The organism is Phenylobacterium sp. T106 (assembly GCF_057219735.1).
In genome coordinates this window covers 326,543-344,363 of record NZ_JBXVWA010000001.1, presented here as the reverse complement: position 1 = coordinate 344,363, position 17,821 = coordinate 326,543, and the positions used below count along the sequence as shown (strand labels likewise).

The 17,821-nt window shown below is 71.1% G+C and carries 20 protein-coding genes; 13 read left to right on the top strand and 7 right to left on the bottom strand.

Features of this window, described 5'->3' with window-relative positions:
• Nucleotide 1 precedes the first annotated feature (1 nt).
• Nucleotides 2-2,107 (bottom strand): lytic transglycosylase domain-containing protein, encoded by a 2,106-nt coding sequence (locus AC2D8W_RS01620; RefSeq protein ID WP_484670052.1) that lies wholly within the window; start codon nucleotides 2,105-2,107, stop codon nucleotides 2-4.
• A gap of 126 nt (nucleotides 2,108-2,233) precedes the next feature.
• On the opposite strand from AC2D8W_RS01620, the gene dapA reads away from it, so the two are divergent.
• The 4 genes from dapA to AC2D8W_RS01600 are packed head-to-tail and all read left to right on the top strand — an operon-like array spanning nucleotide 2,234 to nucleotide 4,915.
• On the top strand, nucleotides 2,234-3,118 hold the full coding sequence (gene dapA / locus AC2D8W_RS01615; protein ID WP_293479280.1) for a 4-hydroxy-tetrahydrodipicolinate synthase: 885 nt from the start codon (nucleotides 2,234-2,236) through the stop codon (nucleotides 3,116-3,118).
• Nucleotides 3,119-3,120: 2 nt separating this feature from the next.
• Nucleotides 3,121-3,579: an SsrA-binding protein SmpB gene (gene smpB / locus AC2D8W_RS01610; RefSeq protein WP_293479278.1), complete on the top strand. Its 459-nt coding sequence runs from the start codon at nucleotides 3,121-3,123 to the stop codon at nucleotides 3,577-3,579.
• A complete protein-coding gene (locus AC2D8W_RS01605; RefSeq protein WP_484670051.1) occupies nucleotides 3,576-4,298 on the top strand; it encodes a GNAT family N-acetyltransferase in 723 nt (240 codons plus the stop codon). The genes smpB and AC2D8W_RS01605 overlap by 4 nt, the downstream gene beginning before the upstream one ends.
• Before the next feature lie 29 nt (nucleotides 4,299-4,327).
• On the top strand, nucleotides 4,328-4,915 hold the full coding sequence (locus tag AC2D8W_RS01600) for a gamma carbonic anhydrase family protein (protein ID WP_484670050.1): 588 nt from the start codon (nucleotides 4,328-4,330) through the stop codon (nucleotides 4,913-4,915).
• A gap of 1 nt (nucleotide 4,916) precedes the next feature.
• Here the strand turns inward: AC2D8W_RS01600 and AC2D8W_RS01595 are convergent, their stop codons facing one another.
• The 4 genes from AC2D8W_RS01595 to AC2D8W_RS01580 all read right to left on the bottom strand — a co-directional run bounded on the left by AC2D8W_RS01595 (nucleotide 4,917) and on the right by AC2D8W_RS01580 (nucleotide 8,756).
• The gene (locus tag AC2D8W_RS01595; protein ID WP_484670049.1) at nucleotides 4,917-6,302 is read right to left on the bottom strand and encodes a M20/M25/M40 family metallo-hydrolase; all 1,386 of its coding nucleotides are present in this window, start codon (nucleotides 6,300-6,302) and stop codon (nucleotides 4,917-4,919) included.
• A 167-nt stretch (nucleotides 6,303-6,469) separates the two neighbouring features.
• Nucleotides 6,470-7,282 carry an enoyl-CoA hydratase/isomerase family protein gene (locus AC2D8W_RS01590; protein ID WP_484670048.1) on the bottom strand — a complete coding sequence of 271 codons (813 nt, stop codon included), beginning with the start codon at nucleotides 7,280-7,282 and terminating at the stop codon, nucleotides 6,470-6,472.
• Between the two features lie 252 nt (nucleotides 7,283-7,534).
• The gene (locus AC2D8W_RS01585) at nucleotides 7,535-8,188 is read right to left on the bottom strand and encodes a uracil-DNA glycosylase (protein WP_484670047.1); all 654 of its coding nucleotides are present in this window, start codon (nucleotides 8,186-8,188) and stop codon (nucleotides 7,535-7,537) included.
• Nucleotides 8,169-8,756 carry a LabA-like NYN domain-containing protein gene (locus AC2D8W_RS01580; RefSeq protein WP_484670046.1) on the bottom strand — a complete coding sequence of 196 codons (588 nt, stop codon included), beginning with the start codon at nucleotides 8,754-8,756 and terminating at the stop codon, nucleotides 8,169-8,171. Before AC2D8W_RS01580 ends, AC2D8W_RS01585 begins: the two co-directional genes overlap by 20 nt.
• On the opposite strand from AC2D8W_RS01580, the gene folK reads away from it, so the two are divergent.
• The 4 genes from folK (at nucleotide 8,755) to AC2D8W_RS01560 (ending at nucleotide 12,643) form a co-directional block, all read left to right on the top strand.
• The gene (gene folK / locus AC2D8W_RS01575) at nucleotides 8,755-9,270 is read left to right on the top strand and encodes a 2-amino-4-hydroxy-6-hydroxymethyldihydropteridine diphosphokinase (protein ID WP_484670542.1); all 516 of its coding nucleotides are present in this window, start codon (nucleotides 8,755-8,757) and stop codon (nucleotides 9,268-9,270) included. The two genes, AC2D8W_RS01580 and folK, sit on opposite strands and share 2 nt — an antisense overlap.
• Before the next feature lie 227 nt (nucleotides 9,271-9,497).
• Nucleotides 9,498-9,914, top strand: coding sequence for a YciI family protein (locus AC2D8W_RS01570; protein WP_484670045.1), 417 nt, complete (start codon nucleotides 9,498-9,500; stop codon nucleotides 9,912-9,914).
• Nucleotides 9,915-10,004: 90 nt separating this feature from the next.
• Nucleotides 10,005-10,364, top strand: coding sequence for a DNA-directed RNA polymerase subunit omega (gene rpoZ, locus AC2D8W_RS01565; protein WP_293479262.1), 360 nt, complete (start codon nucleotides 10,005-10,007; stop codon nucleotides 10,362-10,364).
• 71 nt (nucleotides 10,365-10,435) lie between these two features.
• Nucleotides 10,436-12,643 carry a RelA/SpoT family protein gene (locus tag AC2D8W_RS01560; RefSeq protein ID WP_484670044.1) on the top strand — a complete coding sequence of 736 codons (2,208 nt, stop codon included), beginning with the start codon at nucleotides 10,436-10,438 and terminating at the stop codon, nucleotides 12,641-12,643.
• A gap of 114 nt (nucleotides 12,644-12,757) precedes the next feature.
• On the opposite strand, the gene AC2D8W_RS01555 is transcribed toward AC2D8W_RS01560, so the two are convergent.
• Nucleotides 12,758-13,789, bottom strand: coding sequence for a hypothetical protein (locus AC2D8W_RS01555; RefSeq protein ID WP_484670043.1), 1,032 nt, complete (start codon nucleotides 13,787-13,789; stop codon nucleotides 12,758-12,760).
• A gap of 117 nt (nucleotides 13,790-13,906) precedes the next feature.
• On the opposite strand from AC2D8W_RS01555, the gene pyrE reads away from it, so the two are divergent.
• From pyrE to AC2D8W_RS01535, 4 genes are all read left to right on the top strand, one after another.
• Entirely contained in the window at nucleotides 13,907-14,491 is a 585-nt protein-coding gene (pyrE, locus tag AC2D8W_RS01550) for an orotate phosphoribosyltransferase (protein ID WP_484670042.1), read from the top strand.
• Nucleotides 14,492-14,729: 238 nt separating this feature from the next.
• On the top strand, nucleotides 14,730-15,488 hold the full coding sequence (locus tag AC2D8W_RS01545) for a pyridoxine 5'-phosphate synthase (protein ID WP_484670041.1): 759 nt from the start codon (nucleotides 14,730-14,732) through the stop codon (nucleotides 15,486-15,488).
• Entirely contained in the window at nucleotides 15,485-15,886 is a 402-nt protein-coding gene (gene acpS / locus AC2D8W_RS01540) for a holo-ACP synthase (RefSeq protein WP_293479250.1), read from the top strand. The genes AC2D8W_RS01545 and acpS overlap by 4 nt, the downstream gene beginning before the upstream one ends.
• An 80-nt stretch (nucleotides 15,887-15,966) precedes the next feature.
• Nucleotides 15,967-16,380, top strand: coding sequence for a DUF2147 domain-containing protein (locus AC2D8W_RS01535; protein WP_484670040.1), 414 nt, complete (start codon nucleotides 15,967-15,969; stop codon nucleotides 16,378-16,380).
• A 12-nt stretch (nucleotides 16,381-16,392) separates the two neighbouring features.
• Here AC2D8W_RS01535 and AC2D8W_RS01530 read toward each other — a convergent pair whose 3' ends face one another.
• A complete protein-coding gene (locus tag AC2D8W_RS01530; protein WP_484670039.1) occupies nucleotides 16,393-17,337 on the bottom strand; it encodes a DUF808 domain-containing protein in 945 nt (314 codons plus the stop codon).
• A 144-nt stretch (nucleotides 17,338-17,481) separates the two neighbouring features.
• Here AC2D8W_RS01530 and AC2D8W_RS01525 point away from each other — a divergent pair, with 144 nt between their 5' ends.
• Nucleotides 17,482-17,802 carry a hypothetical protein gene (locus tag AC2D8W_RS01525; RefSeq protein ID WP_484670038.1) on the top strand — a complete coding sequence of 107 codons (321 nt, stop codon included), beginning with the start codon at nucleotides 17,482-17,484 and terminating at the stop codon, nucleotides 17,800-17,802.
• Nucleotides 17,803-17,821: the final 19 nt, after the last annotated feature.

Here is a 17,821-nt window from a genome sequence, read left to right as displayed (position 1 = left end):
GCTACGGGTTGCTCGCCGAGGTCGCTGCGCCCGTGGCGGCGGCGTAGCTGTATCCGCCCCGCCGCAGGTCCGATGACAGGGTGATCGGCGCCGAGCCGCCGTTCAGCTTGGCGCGGTAGACCGTCATGTTCTCCAGCACCCGCATCACGTAGTTCCGGGTCTCCGAGAACGGGATGCACTCGATGAAGTCGAGCGGGTCGTTCGAGCCGGCGCGCGGGTCGCCGCAGGTGTTGATCCACTGCACGGGCCGGCCGGGCCCGGCGTTGTAGCCCGCCGCCGCCATCACGTACGAGCCCGAGAACTGGTTCACCAGCTGGCCCAGGAAGGACGAGCCGAGGCGCATGTTGTAGTCGGCCTCGTACAGCGCGGCAGGGCCCGAGTAGGGCTCGCCCATCCGCCGCGCCACGATACGGGCGGTCGAGGGCAGGAGCTGCATCATGCCGCGGGCGTCGGCGTGGCTGCGGACGCCGGGGTCGAAGCCGCTCTCCTGACGCGTGATCCCCAGCACCAGCGCAGGCTCGGGCGCGCCGGCCACGCTGGGGGGCGTGCGGTAGGGATAGCCGCGGTCGATCAGGATCAGGTTGCGGGTCGCCGCGGCCCGGATCGCCTTCATCGAGGTGTCCTGGTCGCCATAGCCGCGGATCGCGTCCACCAGCATGGCGACCTCCACCGTGGTCGGGAGGATGTCGTCGATGTGCAGGGCGAAGGCCCGGAACAGGTCGCGCTGGCCCTGGTCGGCCAGGAGCCGCATGGCCTGCACCTCCTGGCGTCCCTCGAAGCGGGCGCGTTCGGCGGCCGTGGGGACGGGATCGCTCGCCAGGCGGATCGGCTGGCCCACCTTCTCGGCGGCGAGCTGGCCATAGAAGCTCGTCAGGTACTGCGCGCCGTCCCGGTAGTGGCGTTCGGCGCCCGCGCGGTCGCCCCGCTGCTCGGCGGCGCGGCCCATCCAGTACAAGGCGCGGCCGCGGGTGATCGGCGACGACCCGATCCTCTCGATGGCCGCGAAGTGCCGGGCGGCGGCGGGGGCGTCGTTGAGCCGGTTCAAGGCGATCCACCCGGCGTAGAACTCGGCCTCGGTGGCGTCGGTCCCTTCGCTCAGCCCCGAGTTGGCGGCGGCCTGGTACGCCGCGCGCCAGTTGTTCAGCTTCAGGGCGTAGGCGACCAGCCGCTTGCGCTCGTCCCACATGCGGTCGGCGCCTTCGGGGGTGACGATCTCCGTTGGGAAGTTCGGCAGCAGCGCGATGGCTTCGGCCTCGCGGCCCGCGCGACGCAGCGCGGCGGCGCGCTCGAAGGCCACGCCGGGCGAAGCCTGGTCGGCGGGCGACAGCGCCGCATAGGCGTCGGCCCCGCCGGAGCGCAGGGCGATCCGCGCGATCGCCGCCGGCTGCCGGTCGGCCGGCAGCAGGGTCACCATGTCGCGCGCCGCGGGGCCCTGGGCCCCGTAGAGCAGGACGTCGGCCCGCCGGACGTGGTCGTCGACCGTCAGGACATCGGAGAACCGCGTCAGCATCTGCCGCTGCGGTTCGGCCTCGAAGCTGCGCGTCCGCCACCAGGTGCGGATCAGCTCCGCCGCCTCGGCCTGGCGCCCCAGCGAGCGGTAGGCGCTCGCCAGCGCCATGGCGCCCTGGGCGCTCTGCGGGGGTTCGCCGGCGAACCACGCGACGATCTCCGACGGGGACTTGCCCGAGGTCTCCACGAGCCGTTCGGCCGCGATCTGCCGACGGCCGGGCCTGGGGAATCCGGTCAGCTCGCGGCGTGCGGCGTCCAGCTCGGCGAAGCTCAGCGCGCCGGCGTTGGCGTCCACCAGGGCCCAGGTGACGGTCCGGCGCGCGATGGTGTCGTCGAGGCGCTGGATGATCGCGCGGGCGCCGGCGACGTCGCCGCGGCGGGCCGCCGACAGGCCCTGGGCGAACAGCTGCTGGTCGGACGCGGAGAGAGGCTGGGCCACAGTCTGGCGCGGGGGCGCCGGCGCCGTGGGCGCGGGGGGCGTCTGGGCGCCGCCGGACAGCAGGTCCCCGATCGGGTCGACGCCCTGGGCGCGGGCCATCGTGGTGGCGACCACCAGGGCGCATCCGGCGAGCAGCGCGTTACGGACCCGTGCGTTCAACCTGTCTCCCCCCGACTGGGGATGAATGGAATCGACATTGCGAGCCAAGCCCGCGGCAACATATTGTCCGGCCACATCTGAACGTCGCCTCACTAGGCGACATATTCACGGCCTTTTGCACACCCCATGTCCGAACCTCTCTTCCGCGGCGTCCTGCCGGCGCTGGTGACCCCGTTCCGCGACGGCGCGGTCGACGAGGACGCCTTCGTGGCCCTGGTCGAGCGCCAGATCGCCGGCGGCGTCCATGGCCTGATTCCCGTCGGCACCACCGGCGAGGCGTCCACGCTGAGCCACGAGGAGCACCGCCGGGTGATGGAGCTCTGCGTCGCCACGGCGCGGGGCCGCGTGCCGGTGATTCCCGGGGCCGGCTCCAATTCTACGGACGAGGCGATCGAATTGGTGCGCCACGCCAAGGCCATCGGCTGCGACGCCGCGCTGGTGGTGACGCCCTACTACAACCGCCCAAGCCAGGAGGGCCTCTTCGCCCACTACAAGGCGATCAACGACGCGGTGCAGCTGCCGATCCTAGTCTACAACGTGCCCGCGCGGACCAGCGTCGACATCTCCAACGCCACGCTCGCCCGGCTCGCGAAGCTCCCGAACATCGTCGGCATCAAGGACGCCACCGGCGATCTGCCCCGCGCCAGCCTCCAGCGCCTCGAGTGCGGCGAGGACTGGGTGATGCTCTCGGGCAACGACGATTCGGCCCTGGGCTACATGGCCCACGGCGGCCATGGCTGCATCTCGGTCACCTGCAACGTGGCGCCCGAGCAGGTGTCGGCCTTCTACAACGACGCGCTCGCCGGCCGCTGGGCCGAGGCGCTCTATGGCCAGGACCGGCTGATCCGGCTGCATAAGGCGCTCTTCTCCGACGCCAGCCCCAGTCCTACGAAGTTCGCGCTGTCGCATCTGGGCCTCTGCCGCGAGGAGGGCCGCCTGCCGCTGGTGCCGTGCTCGGAAGCCGCGCGCGCCGAGGTGTTGGCCGGAATGCGCGAGGCGGGCGTTATCTAGCCATGGCCGGCAAGACGATCGCCGAGAACCGCCGCGCGCGGTTCGACTATTTCCTGGAGCAGACGTTCGAGGCGGGGCTCGCGCTCACCGGCTCGGAGGTGAAGAGCCTGCGCAACGGCAAGGCCAATATCGCCGAGAGCTATGCGGCGGTCGAAGGCGACGAGATCGTCCTCGTGAACGCCGACATCCCGAAGTACGCCCAGGCCGGCCCGCACTTCAACCACGAGCCCCGGCGGCCGCGGAAGCTGCTGCTCAAGCGCCGCGAGATCGACCGGCTGATGGGCGCGGTCCAGCGCGAAGGCCTGACCCTGATCCCCACCAAGCTCTACTGGTCCGACAAGGGCCTGGCAAAGCTGGAGGTGGCGCTCGCCAAGGGCAAGAAGATCCACGACAAGCGCGAGACGGCGGCCGAGCGGGACTGGCAGCGCGACAAGGCCCGGCTCATGCGGGACAAGGGTTGAGCCTCGACGTCGCCGCGCTCGAGCGGTCGGTGGTGGCCGCGGTCGCGCCGCCCCGGGTCCTGGAGGTGGACGGCTGGCTGGTCCCCCTGGACGATGGCGCGATCGGCCGCGCCAAGAGCGCCGTGCCCCTCTCTCACGACCTCGATCCTCGCAGCGTGGACCGGGTCGTCGAGGCCTTCCGCGACCATCGCCTGCCGCCGGCCTTCCGCCTCGCCGACACGCCGGCCCTCGACCCGATCCGCGAGGCGGCGGCCCGTCACGGCGTCGCCGGCCGGCAGCCCACCGTGATGAAGCTAGGCGAGGCGGCCCGCATCGCGGCCCTGAGCGACGCGCCGGCGCGGCTGCTGGAGCGGCCCGACGACGCCTGGAGCGCGGTCTTCCTGGGGGACGGCTTCGATCCGGCCGAAGGCGCGCTGCGCATCCGCAACCTCTCTCGCGCGCCCTCGGCCCGCTACGGCGCCGCCGGCGCGGACGGGGCGACCCGCGCCGTCGGCGTGCTGACGGTGTTCGAAGGGTGGGGCGGCGTCCACGACATGCGCACCGCGCCCGAGGCCCGCGGCCGGGGTCATGCGGCGGCGATCCTCGGCGCGTTCGGACGCGCCCTGACCTCGGAGGGGATCGGCCGGGTGGTCCTGCAGGTCGAGGAAGGCAACCCCGCCCGCCGCCTCTATCGCCGCGCCGGCTTCCAGCCGCTCTGGACCTACCGCTACTGGCGCTGACGCCGCGGAAGCTGCGCTAGACTCGTGGCATGCAGCAAGGTCCCCAGTCCCGCTTCGGCCCCGACGTTCGCATCGCGCCCGACGCCTTCGTGCACCCGAGTGCGCAGCTCTACGGCGAAGTCGAGGTCGCGTCGGAAGCGTCCATCTGGCCCAACGTCGTGGTGCGCGCCGAGGTGCTGGAGGTGCGCATCGGCGCCCGCACCAACATCCAGGACTTCGTGATGATCCACATCGGCGCCGGGACCGGCACGATCATCGGCGAGGACTGCTCGATCACCCATCACGTCACGCTGCACGGCTGCCGGATCGGGGACCGGGTTCTGGTGGGCATCGGCGCCACCATCATGGACGGCTGCGAGATCGGCGAGAACTCCATCATCGCCGGCCAGGCCTTCCTGAAGGAGGGCACGATCATCCCGCCCAACTCGATCGTCATGGGCGCGCCCGGCAAGGTCGTGCGCGAGCGGGACAACGCCGCCGCCAACGCCATGAACGCCTGGATGTACGCCCGCAACGCCGCCGCCTACGCCCGCGGCGAGCACCGCCTGTGGGCGTCGGCCGACTTCGCCGAGGCCTCCCGCGCCGAACGCGCGCGCCTGCAGGCGCTCTACGGCTGACCTACTTCGCCAGGTCGCGCAGGATCGAGTCCCAGTGCGCGAGGCTGCCCTCCAGGGCGGCGATCGGGACCTTCTCGTTCAGGCCGTGGGCGAAGGCCTCGCCGGGCCGCATGAACAGGCCCGAGACCCCGTAGCTGGGGATTCCCACGGCGCGGAAATGCATGCTGTCGGTCGCGCCCGACGCCTGGCTCGGCACGATCGGCAGGCCCGGGAAGCGGGCGTGCACGGCCTTCCGGATCGCCGTCATCACGTCCGGCCGCAGCGGCGAGGCGGGGCTGTCGACCGAGCCGTCGTCGACCCGGGTCACCGTGACGCTCGCGTCGCCGATCACCTCCGCGAGGGTTCGCCGCACGCTCTCGGACGACGTGCCCGGGAAGATCCGGCAGTTCACGGTCGCGCTCGCCTTCTGCGGCAGGGCGTTGGGCGCATGTCCGCCCGACAGCATCGTCGCGACGCAGGTGGTCCGCAGCACCGGATTGTAGTTCGGGTCCGCCGACAGGCGCTCGACGGCGTCCTTGTCGGCGGGATCGGCCGCGAAGCGCTTCATCGCCGCGCCCAGGTCGCCCGGCGTGCTCCGCGACGCCGCCTCCAGCATCGCCCGGGTGATCTCGTTGTGCATCGTCGGGAAGCGGTAGGCGCGCAGCTTCTCCAGCGCCGCCGACAGGCGATAGATGGCGTTCGAGGGCGTGGGCCGGCTCGAGTGCCCGCCGGGGTCGGTGAAGGTGATGGTGAAGTCGGCGTAGGTCTTCTCGGCGCCCTGGACGCCGTAGGCCACCGCCTTGCTGGCCTCGTCCAGCGAGCCGCCGCCGCCGTCGGCGTTCAGCACCATCTCGGCGCCCTTCAGCCGCCTGGCCAGCTCTGCGGTGGTGACCATGGTGGTCTCCTCGTCGCCCGAGAGCGCCAGGACCACGTCGCGGCCGGGCTTCCAGCCCTCCTTCCGCAGCTTCGCCAGCGTCGCCACGACCACCGAGACGTCGGCCTTGTTGTCGTCCGCGCCGCGCCCGTAGAGATAGCCGCCCTCGACGACCGGCGTGAACGGATCGCGCGCCCAGTCCTCGGCCCTGGCCTCGACCACGTCCATGTGGCCCGAGATGACGATCGGCGGCCGCTTCGGGTCGGTCCCGGGGTAGCGGGCGATCAGGAACGCCGTCCCGTTCAGCGGCTCGATCGTGATCTCGTCCGGCCGGTATCCGCCGGCGACGAGGATGCTCTTCAGGTACTCGGCGTAGGCCACGGTCTGGCCGCGGCCCGCCACCGTCGGGAACGCCACGCCCCGCTTCAGGATCTCAAGGGTGCGGTCGAGAAGCGCGGGGTCCGGCTTGGGCGGAGCGGCCAGGGCAGGGGCGGCGAGGGCGGCCGCGAGCGCGGCGGCAAGGACGAGTTTCACGCGGGAATCCGAAGCGGCTGATGGCGGCGACGCTACAGGCGCGCCGGGACATCGGCCATAGGCGGCGCGCCCCGCGGCGCATTCTTTGGACCGCAGCGACCGCGAAGTGTGCAGGGCCGCCCGGGCCCCACCACCTCTGCGGATCGCCACGATCCCTGCGGTTGAGGTCAGCGGCCTTTGAACGCCGGCTCGCGCTTCTCCATGAACGCCCGCATGCCCTCCAGGGAGTCCTCGGTCTTGAGCAGCGGCAGGAGCTGCAGGAACACGTGGTGCACGTGCTCGTCGAAGCCCTCGGACAGGCCCATCCGCATCAGCCGCTTCGAGGCCTGCACGGCCAGCGGCGCGTTGGCGGCGATCTCCAGCGCCAGCTTGCGCGCCTCGGCCGCCACCTGGTCGGCCGGCACGGCCCGCGAGGCCAGGCCCAGCTCGACGCATTCGGCGGCGTTCAGGGTGCGGCCGGTGAAGATGATCTCGGCCGCCTTGGACCAGCCCAGCAGCCGCGGCAGCAGCCAGGTGCCGCCGCTCTCGGGCACGATCCCGCGCTTGGTGAAGGCCGCGGCCATCTTGGCGTTATCGGCCATGATGCGGATGTCGCAGCCCAGCGCCGTGTCCATACCGTAGCCCGCGGCCGAGCCGTTCAGCGCGCAGATGGTCGGCGTGCCGAGGTTGAACAGCACCGTCGGCGGTGTCGCGCGCAGGTCGATGTCGGTCGAGGTCGATGCGCCCTCAAGACCCGTCGAGCCCTTGGTCGCCCCGCCCAGGTTCAGCCCGGCGCAGAACGCGCGGCCCGTGCCCGTCAGGATGATGCAGCGCACGTCCCGGTCGCGATCGGCCTTCAGCAGCAGCTCGGTGAGCTGGTTCAGCATGGGCCCTGAGATCGTGTTCATCCGCTCGGGGCGGTTGAAGGTGATCGTCGCGATGTGCTCGCTCACCTCGTAGAGCACTTCGTCCTGATCTGCGGTGACGGCGCTGTCGGCCATGGGATCCTCCGGAGTTTCGGAGAGCCTACCCCAACTGCGCGTTTCCGCAGAGGCAACAGCCTCCTCTCCCCCGAGCGGAGCGAGAGAGGGAGAGGGTAGGGAGAGGGCGGTGCTGCAGGAGGCGCTCGCGTCGGTGGTTCCGCGAAAGGGTGCTGCGGTCCCGCTTGCGCGGCCTGTGGCAAGGGCCGGGTCGCCGACGCGCCGCTCCGCCCCCTTTCTCTCGTCGCGCCTCCGGAGCGCGGGGAGAGGCGGTTATCCCTCGACGATCGCCCGCGCGCGGCGGAACACGGCCTCGAACATCTCCGCCGTCAGCCGGCCCGTGTTCGTGTTGAGCCGCGAGCAGTGGTAGCTGTTCAGCACCGTGTAGGGGCCCGCCGGGAACTCGGTCCCGTGCCCCGCGATCCCCGCCGACGCTTTCAGCCCCAGCGCCCGCAGCACGTTGCGCCGCGAGACGTCGCCCAGGGTCACGATCACCTTCAGCCGGGGCAGGGCGGCGAGGCGGGCGGCAAGGAACGGCCGGCACGTCGCTTCCTCGGCCGTCTCCGGCTTGTTTCCCGGCGGCGCGCAGCGCACGGCGTTGGTGATCATGCAGTCCACCAGCGTGACGCCGTCGTCCGGCCGCGCGTCGTAGGTCCCCTGCGCGAAGCCCGTCTTGAGCAGGGTCTCGTAGAGCATCCACCCGGCGCCGTCGCCCGTGAATGGCCGGCCGGTGCGGTTCGCCCCCATGCGGCCCGGCGCCAGTCCCACCACGCACAGCCGCGCGGCCTCGTCGCCGAACGAGGCCACGGCGCCGTTGAATCCCCCCGGCACGCTGACCTTGTTGGCCTCGCGGTAGGCCACCAGGCGCGGGCAGAGCGGGCAGTCGGCCGGCGCCTCCGGCGGGGCCTCAGCTCTCGGCGTCTTCACGTGCGGGCCCGCGGCTCTCGGAAATGAACTTCGGCAGGCGCGAGGGCCGGCCGATCATGTCGGCCAGGTCGGCCAGGTCCACGAAGTTGTCGGCCTGCCGGCGCAGGTCGTCGGACACCATCGGCGGCTGGCTCTTCACGGTCGAGACGACGGTCACCCGCGAGCCCCGGCGCTGCACCGCCTCCACCAGCCGGCGGAAATCCCCGTCGCCCGAGAACAGCACCATATGGTCGGCATGCTCGGCCATCTCCAGCATGTCGACGGCGATCTCGACGTCCATGTCGCCCCGGAAGCGCTTGCGGCCGTGGCTGTCCACGTACTCTCGCGCCGGCTTCGTGACGAGGCGGTAGCCGTTGTAGTCCAGCCAGTCGACCAGCGGCCGGATCGGCGAGTACTCCTCGTTCTCGACGAGGGCGGTGTAGTAGTAGGCCCGCACCAGCACCGAGCGCTTCTTGAACTCGTCGAGGAGCTTCCGGTAGTCGATGTCGAAGCCGAGGTTCTTGGCGGCGGAATAGAGGTTGGCGCCGTCGATGAACAAGGCCAGCCGGTCGGTAGGATAGAACGTCATCGCCAACCAACTCCCCGACCTGCAGGACGCCGTCGTCATCGCGCTGGGGAGCAACCTTCCGGGGCCGTACGGCTCGTCCGAGGCGCTCCTGGAGGCGGCGCTGGCGCGGTTCCCGGATGTCGGCCTGAAAATCCTCGTGCGGTCGTCCTGGTGGCGCTCGGCCGCCTGGCCCGATCCCAGTGGCCCTGAGTATCGCAACGGCGTCGTTCTTGTCGAGGCGAACGCCGGACCCGCCGGCGTGCTGGCCGCCCTCCTCAAGCTGGAAGCCGAGATGGGCCGCGAGCGCTGGGCCCGCAACGCGCCGCGCACCCTCGACCTGGACCTCATCGCCCATGGCCGCCGCGTGCTGGACGAGCCGGGCCTGGTGGTCCCGCACCCCCGAGCCCACGAACGCCTCTTCGTCATGGGCCCCCTGGCCGAGATCGCGCCGGACTGGCGGCATCCCGTGCTGGGAAAGACGGCCGCGGAGCTGGTGTCCGCGACGACCGTCGGTCGCGACGCCACGCGGGCCTGATCCCGCCGCAGGCGCTGTTCTGGACCACGAACCACACGAACCACGCGAACGCGCCGCGGTCGCTCCAGGCGGCGCGGGCCATCCGGCAGGGCCCGTTCGTGTCGTCCGTGTGGTTCGTGGTTGAATCCTCCTGTCGCCCAAGCGCCCGGAATGTCGGCGTCAGCGACCGCGGTCCGTCCTAGGCTCGGGAACGGCCGGCACATGGCGGCCGGGTCACGGAGGACTTCATGCGCTTCATCCTCATCCGCAAGGCCGACGCCAACAGCGAGGGCGCCGACGACGCCACGCCCGAGCTCGCCGAGGCGATGATGGCCTATCACGAGGCGATGGGGCGCTCGCTGAAGATCCTGGGCGGCGACGGGCTGAAGCCGTCGCGGGAGGGCGCGCGCGTCAAGTTCCGGAACGGCAAGCCGCTGGTCATCGACGGCCCGTTCACCGAGACCAAGGAGATCGTCGCCGGCTTCACGCTCGTCGAAGCGGGCTCCCTGGCCGAGGTCCTGGAATGGGCGAAGCGCTGGCCGGCCCTCGACGGCGACGGCGAGGTCGAGCTGGAAGTCCGCCCGCTCTACGCGATCGAGGACTTCGGCGACGCCTTCTCGCCAGAGCTCAAGGCCGACGCGCAGCGGATCCTCGGCGGAGGCTGACGCCGGGCCTGCGGCCTTTGCGGCGTTGCACAAAACGGCCCAAAGCTCTATCTTCGCCGGTTCTACTTCCCCGCCGCTCCGAGAGATTGAATGGCCCGCGTCACCGTCGAAGACTGCATCGAGAAGGTCCCGAACCGCTTCTCGCTCGTTCTCCTGTCCGCCCATCGCGCCCGCGCCATCTCGGCCGGTTCGCAGATCATGGTCGACCGCGACAACGACAAGAACCCGGTCGTGGCCCTGCGCGAAATCGCCGACGACGTGGTCGATGGCGAGGAACTGCGGGAAAGCGTGATCGCGTCCCTGCAGCGTGTCGACGAGCGTTCGGAAGCCGAGGAAGAGGCCGAAACCCTCGCCCTGCTGGCCGATCCGACCCACATGCAGATGAGCGAGCTGGAACTGGTCCGCGCGCTGCAGAGCGACCGTGACGGCGGCCAGGAGGAGCGGTACTGAGCCCGGAAGGCGCAGACCCTCTGATCCAGGACGCGGCGGTCCAGCCCGCCGGACCCCCTAAAGACGCACCTATGCCGGCGCCGGCCGCGGCCAGCCCGGCGCGGCCCAAGATGCTGCGTCAGTTCGAGCTGATCGAGAAGGTCCGCTCCTACGATCCCACGGCCGACGAGGCGCTGCTGAACCGCGCCTATGTCTACGCCATGCGCCAGCACGGCTCGCAGAAGCGGGCGTCCGGCGACCCCTATTTCGCCCACCCGATCGAGGTGGCCGGCATCCTCACGGACTACCGGCTCGACACCGAGACGATCGTCACGGCCCTCCTGCACGACGTCATCGAGGACACCGACGCCACCCGGGAGCAGGTCGAGCAGCTGTTCGGCGCCGAGATCGCCGAGCTGGTGGAGGGCGTCACCAAGCTCTCCAAGCTGGAACTCTCCCAGGACCACCTCCGCCAGGCCGAGAACCTGCGGAAGTTCATCCTCGCCATCTCCAAGGACGTCCGTGTCCTCCTCGTGAAGCTGGCCGACCGGCTGCACAACATGCGGACGCTGCACTTCATCAAGCAGGCCGCCAAGCGCGAGCGGATCGCGCGCGAGACGCTCGACATCTACGGCCCGCTGGCCCGCTCCATCGGCGTGCACCGCATCTGCGAGGAGCTGGAGGAGCTGGCCTTCGCCCACCTCAACCCGGTGGGACGCAACGCCATCCTTCGGCGGCTGGAGGTGCTGCGCAGCGAGCAGGGCGGGGCGGTGTCGGCGGTCAGCCAGGAGATCACCTCGCGGCTGCAGGCGGCGGGCATCCCCGCACGCGTCTACGGCCGGGAGAAGAGCGCCTATTCGATCTGGCGCAAGCTGCAGCGTAAGTCGATTGGATTCTCTCAGCTTTCCGACATCTACGCCTTCCGGGTCATCACCGACTCCGAGGAGGACTGCTATCGCGCCCTGGGCGTGATCCACCGCGCCTGGCCCAGCGTTCCCGAGCGGTTCAAGGACTTCATCTCCACGCCCAAGCGGAACAACTACCGCTCGCTGCACACCACCGTGGTCGGCTACCGCGGCATGCGCATCGAGATGCAGATCCGCACCGAGGCCATGGACCTGGTGGCCGAGGAGGGCGTGGCGGCCCACTGGCGCTACAAGAACACCTCGTACGGCTTCGACCCCGAGCACCAGAAGGCCGCCGGCGGCCGGGACCCGCTGGTCAACCTGCGCCACCTCGTCCAGGTGCTGGAGCACGGCGGAGACGCCGAGGAGCTGGTCGAGCACGCCAAGCTCGAGATGTACCTCGACCAGGTGTTCGTCTTCACGCCGAAGGGCCAGCTGGTCAGCCTGCCGCGCGGCGCCATGCCGCTCGACTTCGCCTACGCCCTGCACACCGACATCGGCGACACCACCATCGGCGCCAAGATCAACGGCGAGCTGAAGCCGCTGCGCACCGCGCTCTCCAACGGCGACGTGGTCGAGGTGATCCGCGGCGGCAAGCCGGTGGTGCCGCCCGACTGGCGCTCGCTCACGGTGACCGGCCGCGCCCGCTCGGCGATCCGCCGCCACATCCGCCAGACCGAGCGGGAGGAGTTCATTCGCCTCGGCCGCGCGACGGTGGACCAGATGTTCGAGGCCGCGGGCAAGAGCCGCAAGGACGTCTCCCTGCGCCCGGCGATGGAGCGCTTCGCGGTCGCCAGCGAGGACGAGCTGTTCGACGCCGTCGGCCGCGGCCGGGCCTCGCCGGCCCAGGTGCTGGAGACGGTCTTCCCCGGCCTGAAGGCGGCCGAGCGCGAGGCGGCCACCGCCCGCCAGCACATCCAGGACGGCAAGGGCGCCCGGCTCTACGTCCGGGGCAGCGGCCTCACGCCCGGCGTGTCGCTGCATTTCGGCGAGTGCTGCTCGCCCGTGCCCGGCGACCGCATCGTCGGCATCCTCGAGAACGACGGGCGCGGCCTCACGGTCCACACGATCGACTGCGAGCAGCTCGCCCAGTACGAGGACCGGGAGGAGCTCTGGCGCGACCTGCAGTGGACGCCCGAGGCCGAGCGCAACGCCACGGCCCGCGCGCGGCTCACGGCCACCATCCGCAATGCGCCGGGCGTGCTGGGCCAGGTCTGCACCATCATCGGAGACGCGGGCGGCAACATCGTGGGCCTGCGCATGCACCACCGGCAGTCCGACTTCTTCGCTGTCGACATCGACGTGGACGTCAACGATGCCCGCCACCTGACCCACATCTCCGCGGCGCTGCGCGCCAATCCCAGCGTGGAAGACGTCGAGCGGACGAAGGGTTAGGCCTTCAACGACGTCCGATCGTCCCGGCGAATGCCGGGAGCCAGATCCAGGTCCGAGATCGCGGTTGGAGAGGCTCCGAGCCTCTGGAACCTGCCCCTGAGCCAGCGGGCCCCCTCACGCCCCGAGGCGCGCGAGCTCCTCCACCGCCAGGCGGTGCTCGATCTCGTCGCGCCAGTGCGCCCGGATCCGCTTCAGGATGTAGGGGGGCACCCAGTCGTAGCTGTCGGTCCGCCCGGGCTCGATGAAGAGCGGCGTGATCGAGCTGTAGTTCTGCTCGATCAGCGCCTCGCAGAAGGCGCGGATCACCTGCTGGTCGTCGATATAGGGGTCGCAGCGCACCGCTCCGGCCGCAGCCCGGCCGCCCACGGGGACCCAGAGGTGCGGGTACGGCTGGTCGCAGGCCACGCCCTTCAGGCGCGCGCAGCCGCTCAGGTTCAGCCGCAGTTGCCCGATGCCGCCGGGCGAGGTGCCCATCAGCAGGAAGGCGAGATCGACGGACAGCGCCATGCGCCAGGGCGTCGCCCAGGCGGTCAGCCGGAACCCCGTGTCGATCGAGGGCCCCACGAATTCGCGCGTGATCGTCGACCCGAAGGGATAGGCGTACCACTCGTCACGGATCTCGGACTGCACGATCAGCGGATCGCGCGTCGACTGGTCCAGCGGCCCGAAGTCGCCGCGGCGGAAGAAGATCTCGGCGTTCGGCGCCGGGAAAAGCGCGATCCAGGCCGTCGATTTTACGTCCAGGTGCTCGGCGTCGTCGGCCGTGGTGGCGCGGTAGCGCTCCAGCGCCGTCAGCCAGACGTACATCAGCGCATGGGCCTCGGCGGGGCTCGCCATCTCGCAGACGTAGAGCAGCTCGTCGCCGTTGCTCTTCCAGAACGTGGGGGCGGTCAGGTCCGGCTGATGGCGGTCGGCGAACGCCCGGTGCTCGGCCTTCAGAATGAAGTCGAAGTCCCTGTAGAAATTCAGGATTTCGGGCCGCCAGACATTGCGGGACTGCTTGTAGCGGGTGGCCTCGACCAGGTCGGCGCTGAAGAAGAGCCGCAGGCGCGGCTTCAGGCCTTCCGGGAAGTCTCCCGGAAACATCTCCTGCCCGCCTGGCGCCGTTGCGCTCGTCGGCGGATTGATGCCCGCACCATCGGCCATGGCCGAGCTTTATCGGCTGCGGGCTAACGCATCCTTTCGATACGCCCGAAAAGTGGCGCGCGTCCGCCGGGCCGGGGGACCTTCCGGCGCGCCGAAAACGGGACTATCTCGCAGACAATGAACACCGACGACGTCCTCGAGGAATTCCGCGGCGCCGGCGCCCTGCGCGAAGGCCACTTCATCCTGGCCAGCGGCCGCCATTCGCCGATGTTCCTGCAGAAGAACCTGGTCTTCCAGTACGCGGACCGCACCGAGCGGCTCTGCCGGGCCCTGGCGGCGAAGATCGTGGAACAGTTCGGCAAGCCCGACGTGATCGTGGCGCCCGCGGTGGGCGCGATCATCCCCGGCTACGAGGTCGCCCGCGCGCTCGGCGTGCCGTCGATCTACGTCGAGCGCGAGGACGGCCGGTTCAAGCTGCGGCGCGCCTTCACGATCGCGCCGGGGGCCAAGGTCGTCGTGGTCGAGGACGTCATCACCACCGGCGGCAGCTTCCGCGAGGCCGTGGAGCCGATCGAGGCGGCGGGCGGCCAGGTGCTCTGCTGCGCGTGCATCGTCGACCGCTCCGGCGGTCGGGCCGACGTGGGCTGGCCCCTGGTGGCGCTGGCCACCGTCGACGTGCCCAGCTACGCGCCGGACGAGATCCCGCCCGAGCTCGCCGCCATCCCCGCCGAGGAGCCGGGCTCCAAGAGGCTGCGCAAGTGATCGCGCGTGTGTTCACACCTCCCCCGCGGAGCGGCGGGAGGGGGACCGTCCGCCGCAGAGCGGACGGTGGAGGGGGCGGGCCGCATTCCGAGCCGTCGATCTCCGCCAAGGCATCCGCCGAGCTTGAGGCTCGCCCCCTCCACCCCTCGCTCTCCGCCAGGCCTGCGGCCCGGCTCGGCGAGCGGTCCCCCTCCCGCCGCTGCGCGGGGGAGGCGAGGACGAGCGTCCGGAGCGCCCCATGTCCCGGCTGAGACTCGGCGTGAACATCGACCACGTCGCCACCGTGCGGAACGCGCGGGGCGAGGGCTATCCCGACCCCGTGCGCGCGGCCGAGATGGCCCTGGCGGCCGGCGCGGACGGGATCACCGCCCACCTGCGCGAGGACCGCCGCCACATCTCGGACGCCGACATCGACGCGCTCGCGGTCATCTGCCGCCGCCGCGGTCGGCCGCTGAACTTCGAATGCGCGGTGACGCCCGAGATGGAGGCGATCGCGCTCGCCCATCGCCCGCACGCCGCATGCCTCGTGCCCGAGCGGCGCGAGGAGGTCACCACCGAGGGCGGCCTCGACGTCGTGCGCGGCCGCAACGCCATCGCCCCCGTCGTGCGCCGGATGGCTGAGGCCGGGATCCGCGTCTCGCTCTTCATCGACGCCGACGACGCCCAGGTGCAGGCGGCGCAGGCCGTGGGCGCCCAGGTGGTCGAGCTGCACACCGGCGCCTACTGCCAGGCGGTCCGTGAACGGAAGCCCCAGGCCGAGGCGCTGCTGAAGGGCCTTGTCGCCGCCGCCGAACGCGCGGCCGACCTGGGCCTCGAGGTGCACGCCGGCCACGGCATCGACTACGAGACGGTCAAGCCGATCGCCGCCATCCCCCAGGTGGCCGAGCTCAACATCGGCCATTTCCTGATCGGCGAAGCGATCTTCATCGGCCTCGGGCCCGCCATCCAGCGCATGCGGGCGCTGATGGACGAAGCACGCGTGACGCGGGCCGCATGATCCTCGGCCTCGGCTCCGACCTCTCCGACATCCGGCGCATCCAGGCGAGCCTCGACCGCTTCGGCGACCGGTTCCGTCACCGCGTCTTCACCGAGCTCGAGCGGACCCGGTCCGAGCGCAAGGCCGACGCCGCCGCCAGCTACGCCAAGCGCTTCGCCGCCAAGGAAGCCTGCGCCAAGGCGCTCGGCACCGGCATGCGGCGCGGCGTCTTCTGGCGCGACATGGGCGTGGTCAACATGCGCTCGGGCCAGCCCACGATGCAGCTCACCGGCGGCGCGCTCGCCCGCCTGCAGGAGATGACGCCCCCGGGCCATCGGGCCGTCATCCACCTGTCGCTCACCGACGACCATCCCTATGCTCAGGCGTTCGTCATCATCGAAGCGCTGCCGGAAACCTGAACGTCCGGGCCGAACGTTGTTCATTTGACGCTCATGCGGAACGCCGCATATGCGCCGCGTTGTTCCTCCAGAGAATTGGAATGCCCAAGCTGAAGCTCGTCCTCGCCGCCGTCGCCCTGCTGAGCGCCACGCCCGCCGCCGCGGCGCAGGATGCGAGCCTGTTCGGCACCTGGCGCAATCCCAAGAACTCGGTGCACGTGGACATCCGCCCGTGCGCCCAGGGCGCCTGCGGCTACGTCGTCTGGGCCAGCGAGAAGGCCAAGCGTGACGCGCGCGAGGGCGGCACGCCCAACCTGATCGGCCTGCAGCTGTTCCGCGAGTTCCAGCCGCGCAAGAACGGCGTCTGGCAGGGCAAGGTCTTCGTGCCCGACCTCAACCGCACCTTCAGCGGCCAGGCCGAGCCGATCGACGCCCAGCGCCTGCGCGCCAAGGGCTGCTTCATCGGCAACATCCTCTGCAAGACCCAGGTCTGGACCCGGATCGAGAAGAGCTGACGCCGGCCGCGCTCAGTGCGCGGTCTTGCGACGCGGGACGAAGTGCAGGGCGCCCGCGATCACGGCCCCGACGGCGAGGCCCACGATGCCTGACAGCCCCGCGGTCACGATCCACCCGCTGACGGCGCCGAGGCCGCCGGGCGTGGCCTCGGCCACCGCGTGCGCGGCGTGCTCGATCCAGGCCGGAACCGGCGTGAAGTGGTACTCGTGGAGGCCGTGCACGATGATGCCGCCGCCGACCCACAGCATGGCCGCGGTGCCCACCGTCGACAGCAGACTCAGCACCGCCGGCATACCCTTCACGAGCGCGCGCCCCGCGCCCTGCAGGGCCGCGGCGCGGCGCTGGGCCAGGTGCAGGCCGATGTCGTCCATCTTCACGATGAGGCCGACCACCCCGTAGACCCCCACGGTGATCGCCAGCGCGACCACGGCGAGCGCCGCGGCCTGCATCGGCAACGAGAGGGTCTCCACCTGCGCCAGGGCGATGGCCATGATCTCGGCCGACAGGATCAGGTCGGTCCGGATGGCGCCGGCGACCTTCTCCTTCTCCATCTCCTCGGACGAGAGCGCGAGCTCTTCGGGCTGGTCGTCCGCATGCTCCCCCTGGACGGCCTCGAGGATCTTCTCGGCGGCCTCGAAGCAGAGATAGGCGCCGCCGATCATGAGCAGCGGCGTCACCGCCCATGGGGCGAAGGCGCTCAGGAGCAGCGCGCCCGGCAGGAGGAACAGGAACTTGTTCTTGAGCGACCCGAGGGCGATCTTGCCGACGATCGGCAGCTCGCGGTCGGGCGTGAAGCCCATGGCGTAACCCGGCGTCACCGCCGCGTCGTCCACCACCACGCCGGCGGCCTTCGCGCCGGCCTTGCCCGCGGCCGCGCCGACGTCGTCGAGCGAGGCGGCGGCCAGCTTGGCGATGGCGGCGACGTCGTCCAGAAGTGCAGCCAGTCCAGACGCCATGCGCTCGCCTCGCGACGGCCGTCGGGTCCGGCCCGGCCATCCCATCCGACGCTTCCCGTGCCGGCGTCAAGCGGCGGGATGTGTGCTAGCGTCGCCGTGCGCGGTCGCCTCGACCGCGTCCGTCGACAGATCGGGGAGATGACGATGCAGAGACTGATCCTGGCCGCCGCCTGCCTGGCGCTGGCGACGCCGGCCGCCGCCGACACCATCGACGAGGTCGTGGGCAAGGGCATCATCCTCAGCGTGCAGGGGATGGAGATCGACGTGACGTACACGCCCGACGGCAAGTTCACCGCCATGGAAGGCCAGGTCACCGGCGAGTGGCGGCGGGACGGCGACAAGCTGTGCACGAAATCGAACTTTGATCCGAACGAGCAGTGCGTGGCGTATCCCGCGGACAAGAAGTCGGGCGACAGCTTCGACATCGAGGGGCCGCAGGGCGCGGCCACCATCAAGATCAAGTAGCCGCCGATCGGCGGCGCGA

Bases quoted from the DNA above. Each gene is read 5' to 3' on its own strand.
- dapA (WP_293479280.1), top strand. From the start codon at position 2,234: ATGTCCGAACCTCTCTTCCGCGGCGTCCTGCCGGCGCTGGTGACCCCG.
- smpB (WP_293479278.1), top strand. From the start codon at position 3,121: ATGGCCGGCAAGACGATCGCCGAGAACCGCCGCGCGCGGTTCGACTAT.
- AC2D8W_RS01600 (WP_484670050.1), top strand. From the start codon at position 4,328: ATGCAGCAAGGTCCCCAGTCCCGCTTCGGCCCCGACGTTCGCATCGCG.
- AC2D8W_RS01590 (WP_484670048.1), bottom strand. From the start codon at position 7,282: ATGGCCGACAGCGCCGTCACCGCAGATCAGGACGAAGTGCTCTACGAG.
- AC2D8W_RS01580 (WP_484670046.1), bottom strand. From the start codon at position 8,756: ATGACGTTCTATCCTACCGACCGGCTGGCCTTGTTCATCGACGGCGCC.
- AC2D8W_RS01570 (WP_484670045.1), top strand. From the start codon at position 9,498: ATGCGCTTCATCCTCATCCGCAAGGCCGACGCCAACAGCGAGGGCGCC.
- rpoZ (WP_293479262.1), top strand. From the start codon at position 10,005: ATGGCCCGCGTCACCGTCGAAGACTGCATCGAGAAGGTCCCGAACCGC.
- AC2D8W_RS01560 (WP_484670044.1), top strand. From the start codon at position 10,436: ATGCCGGCGCCGGCCGCGGCCAGCCCGGCGCGGCCCAAGATGCTGCGT.
- AC2D8W_RS01555 (WP_484670043.1), bottom strand. From the start codon at position 13,789: ATGGCCGATGGTGCGGGCATCAATCCGCCGACGAGCGCAACGGCGCCA.
- pyrE (WP_484670042.1), top strand. From the start codon at position 13,907: ATGAACACCGACGACGTCCTCGAGGAATTCCGCGGCGCCGGCGCCCTG.
- AC2D8W_RS01545 (WP_484670041.1), top strand. From the start codon at position 14,730: ATGTCCCGGCTGAGACTCGGCGTGAACATCGACCACGTCGCCACCGTG.
- acpS (WP_293479250.1), top strand. From the start codon at position 15,485: ATGATCCTCGGCCTCGGCTCCGACCTCTCCGACATCCGGCGCATCCAG.
- AC2D8W_RS01535 (WP_484670040.1), top strand. From the start codon at position 15,967: ATGCCCAAGCTGAAGCTCGTCCTCGCCGCCGTCGCCCTGCTGAGCGCC.
- AC2D8W_RS01530 (WP_484670039.1), bottom strand. From the start codon at position 17,337: ATGGCGTCTGGACTGGCTGCACTTCTGGACGACGTCGCCGCCATCGCC.
- AC2D8W_RS01525 (WP_484670038.1), top strand. From the start codon at position 17,482: ATGCAGAGACTGATCCTGGCCGCCGCCTGCCTGGCGCTGGCGACGCCG.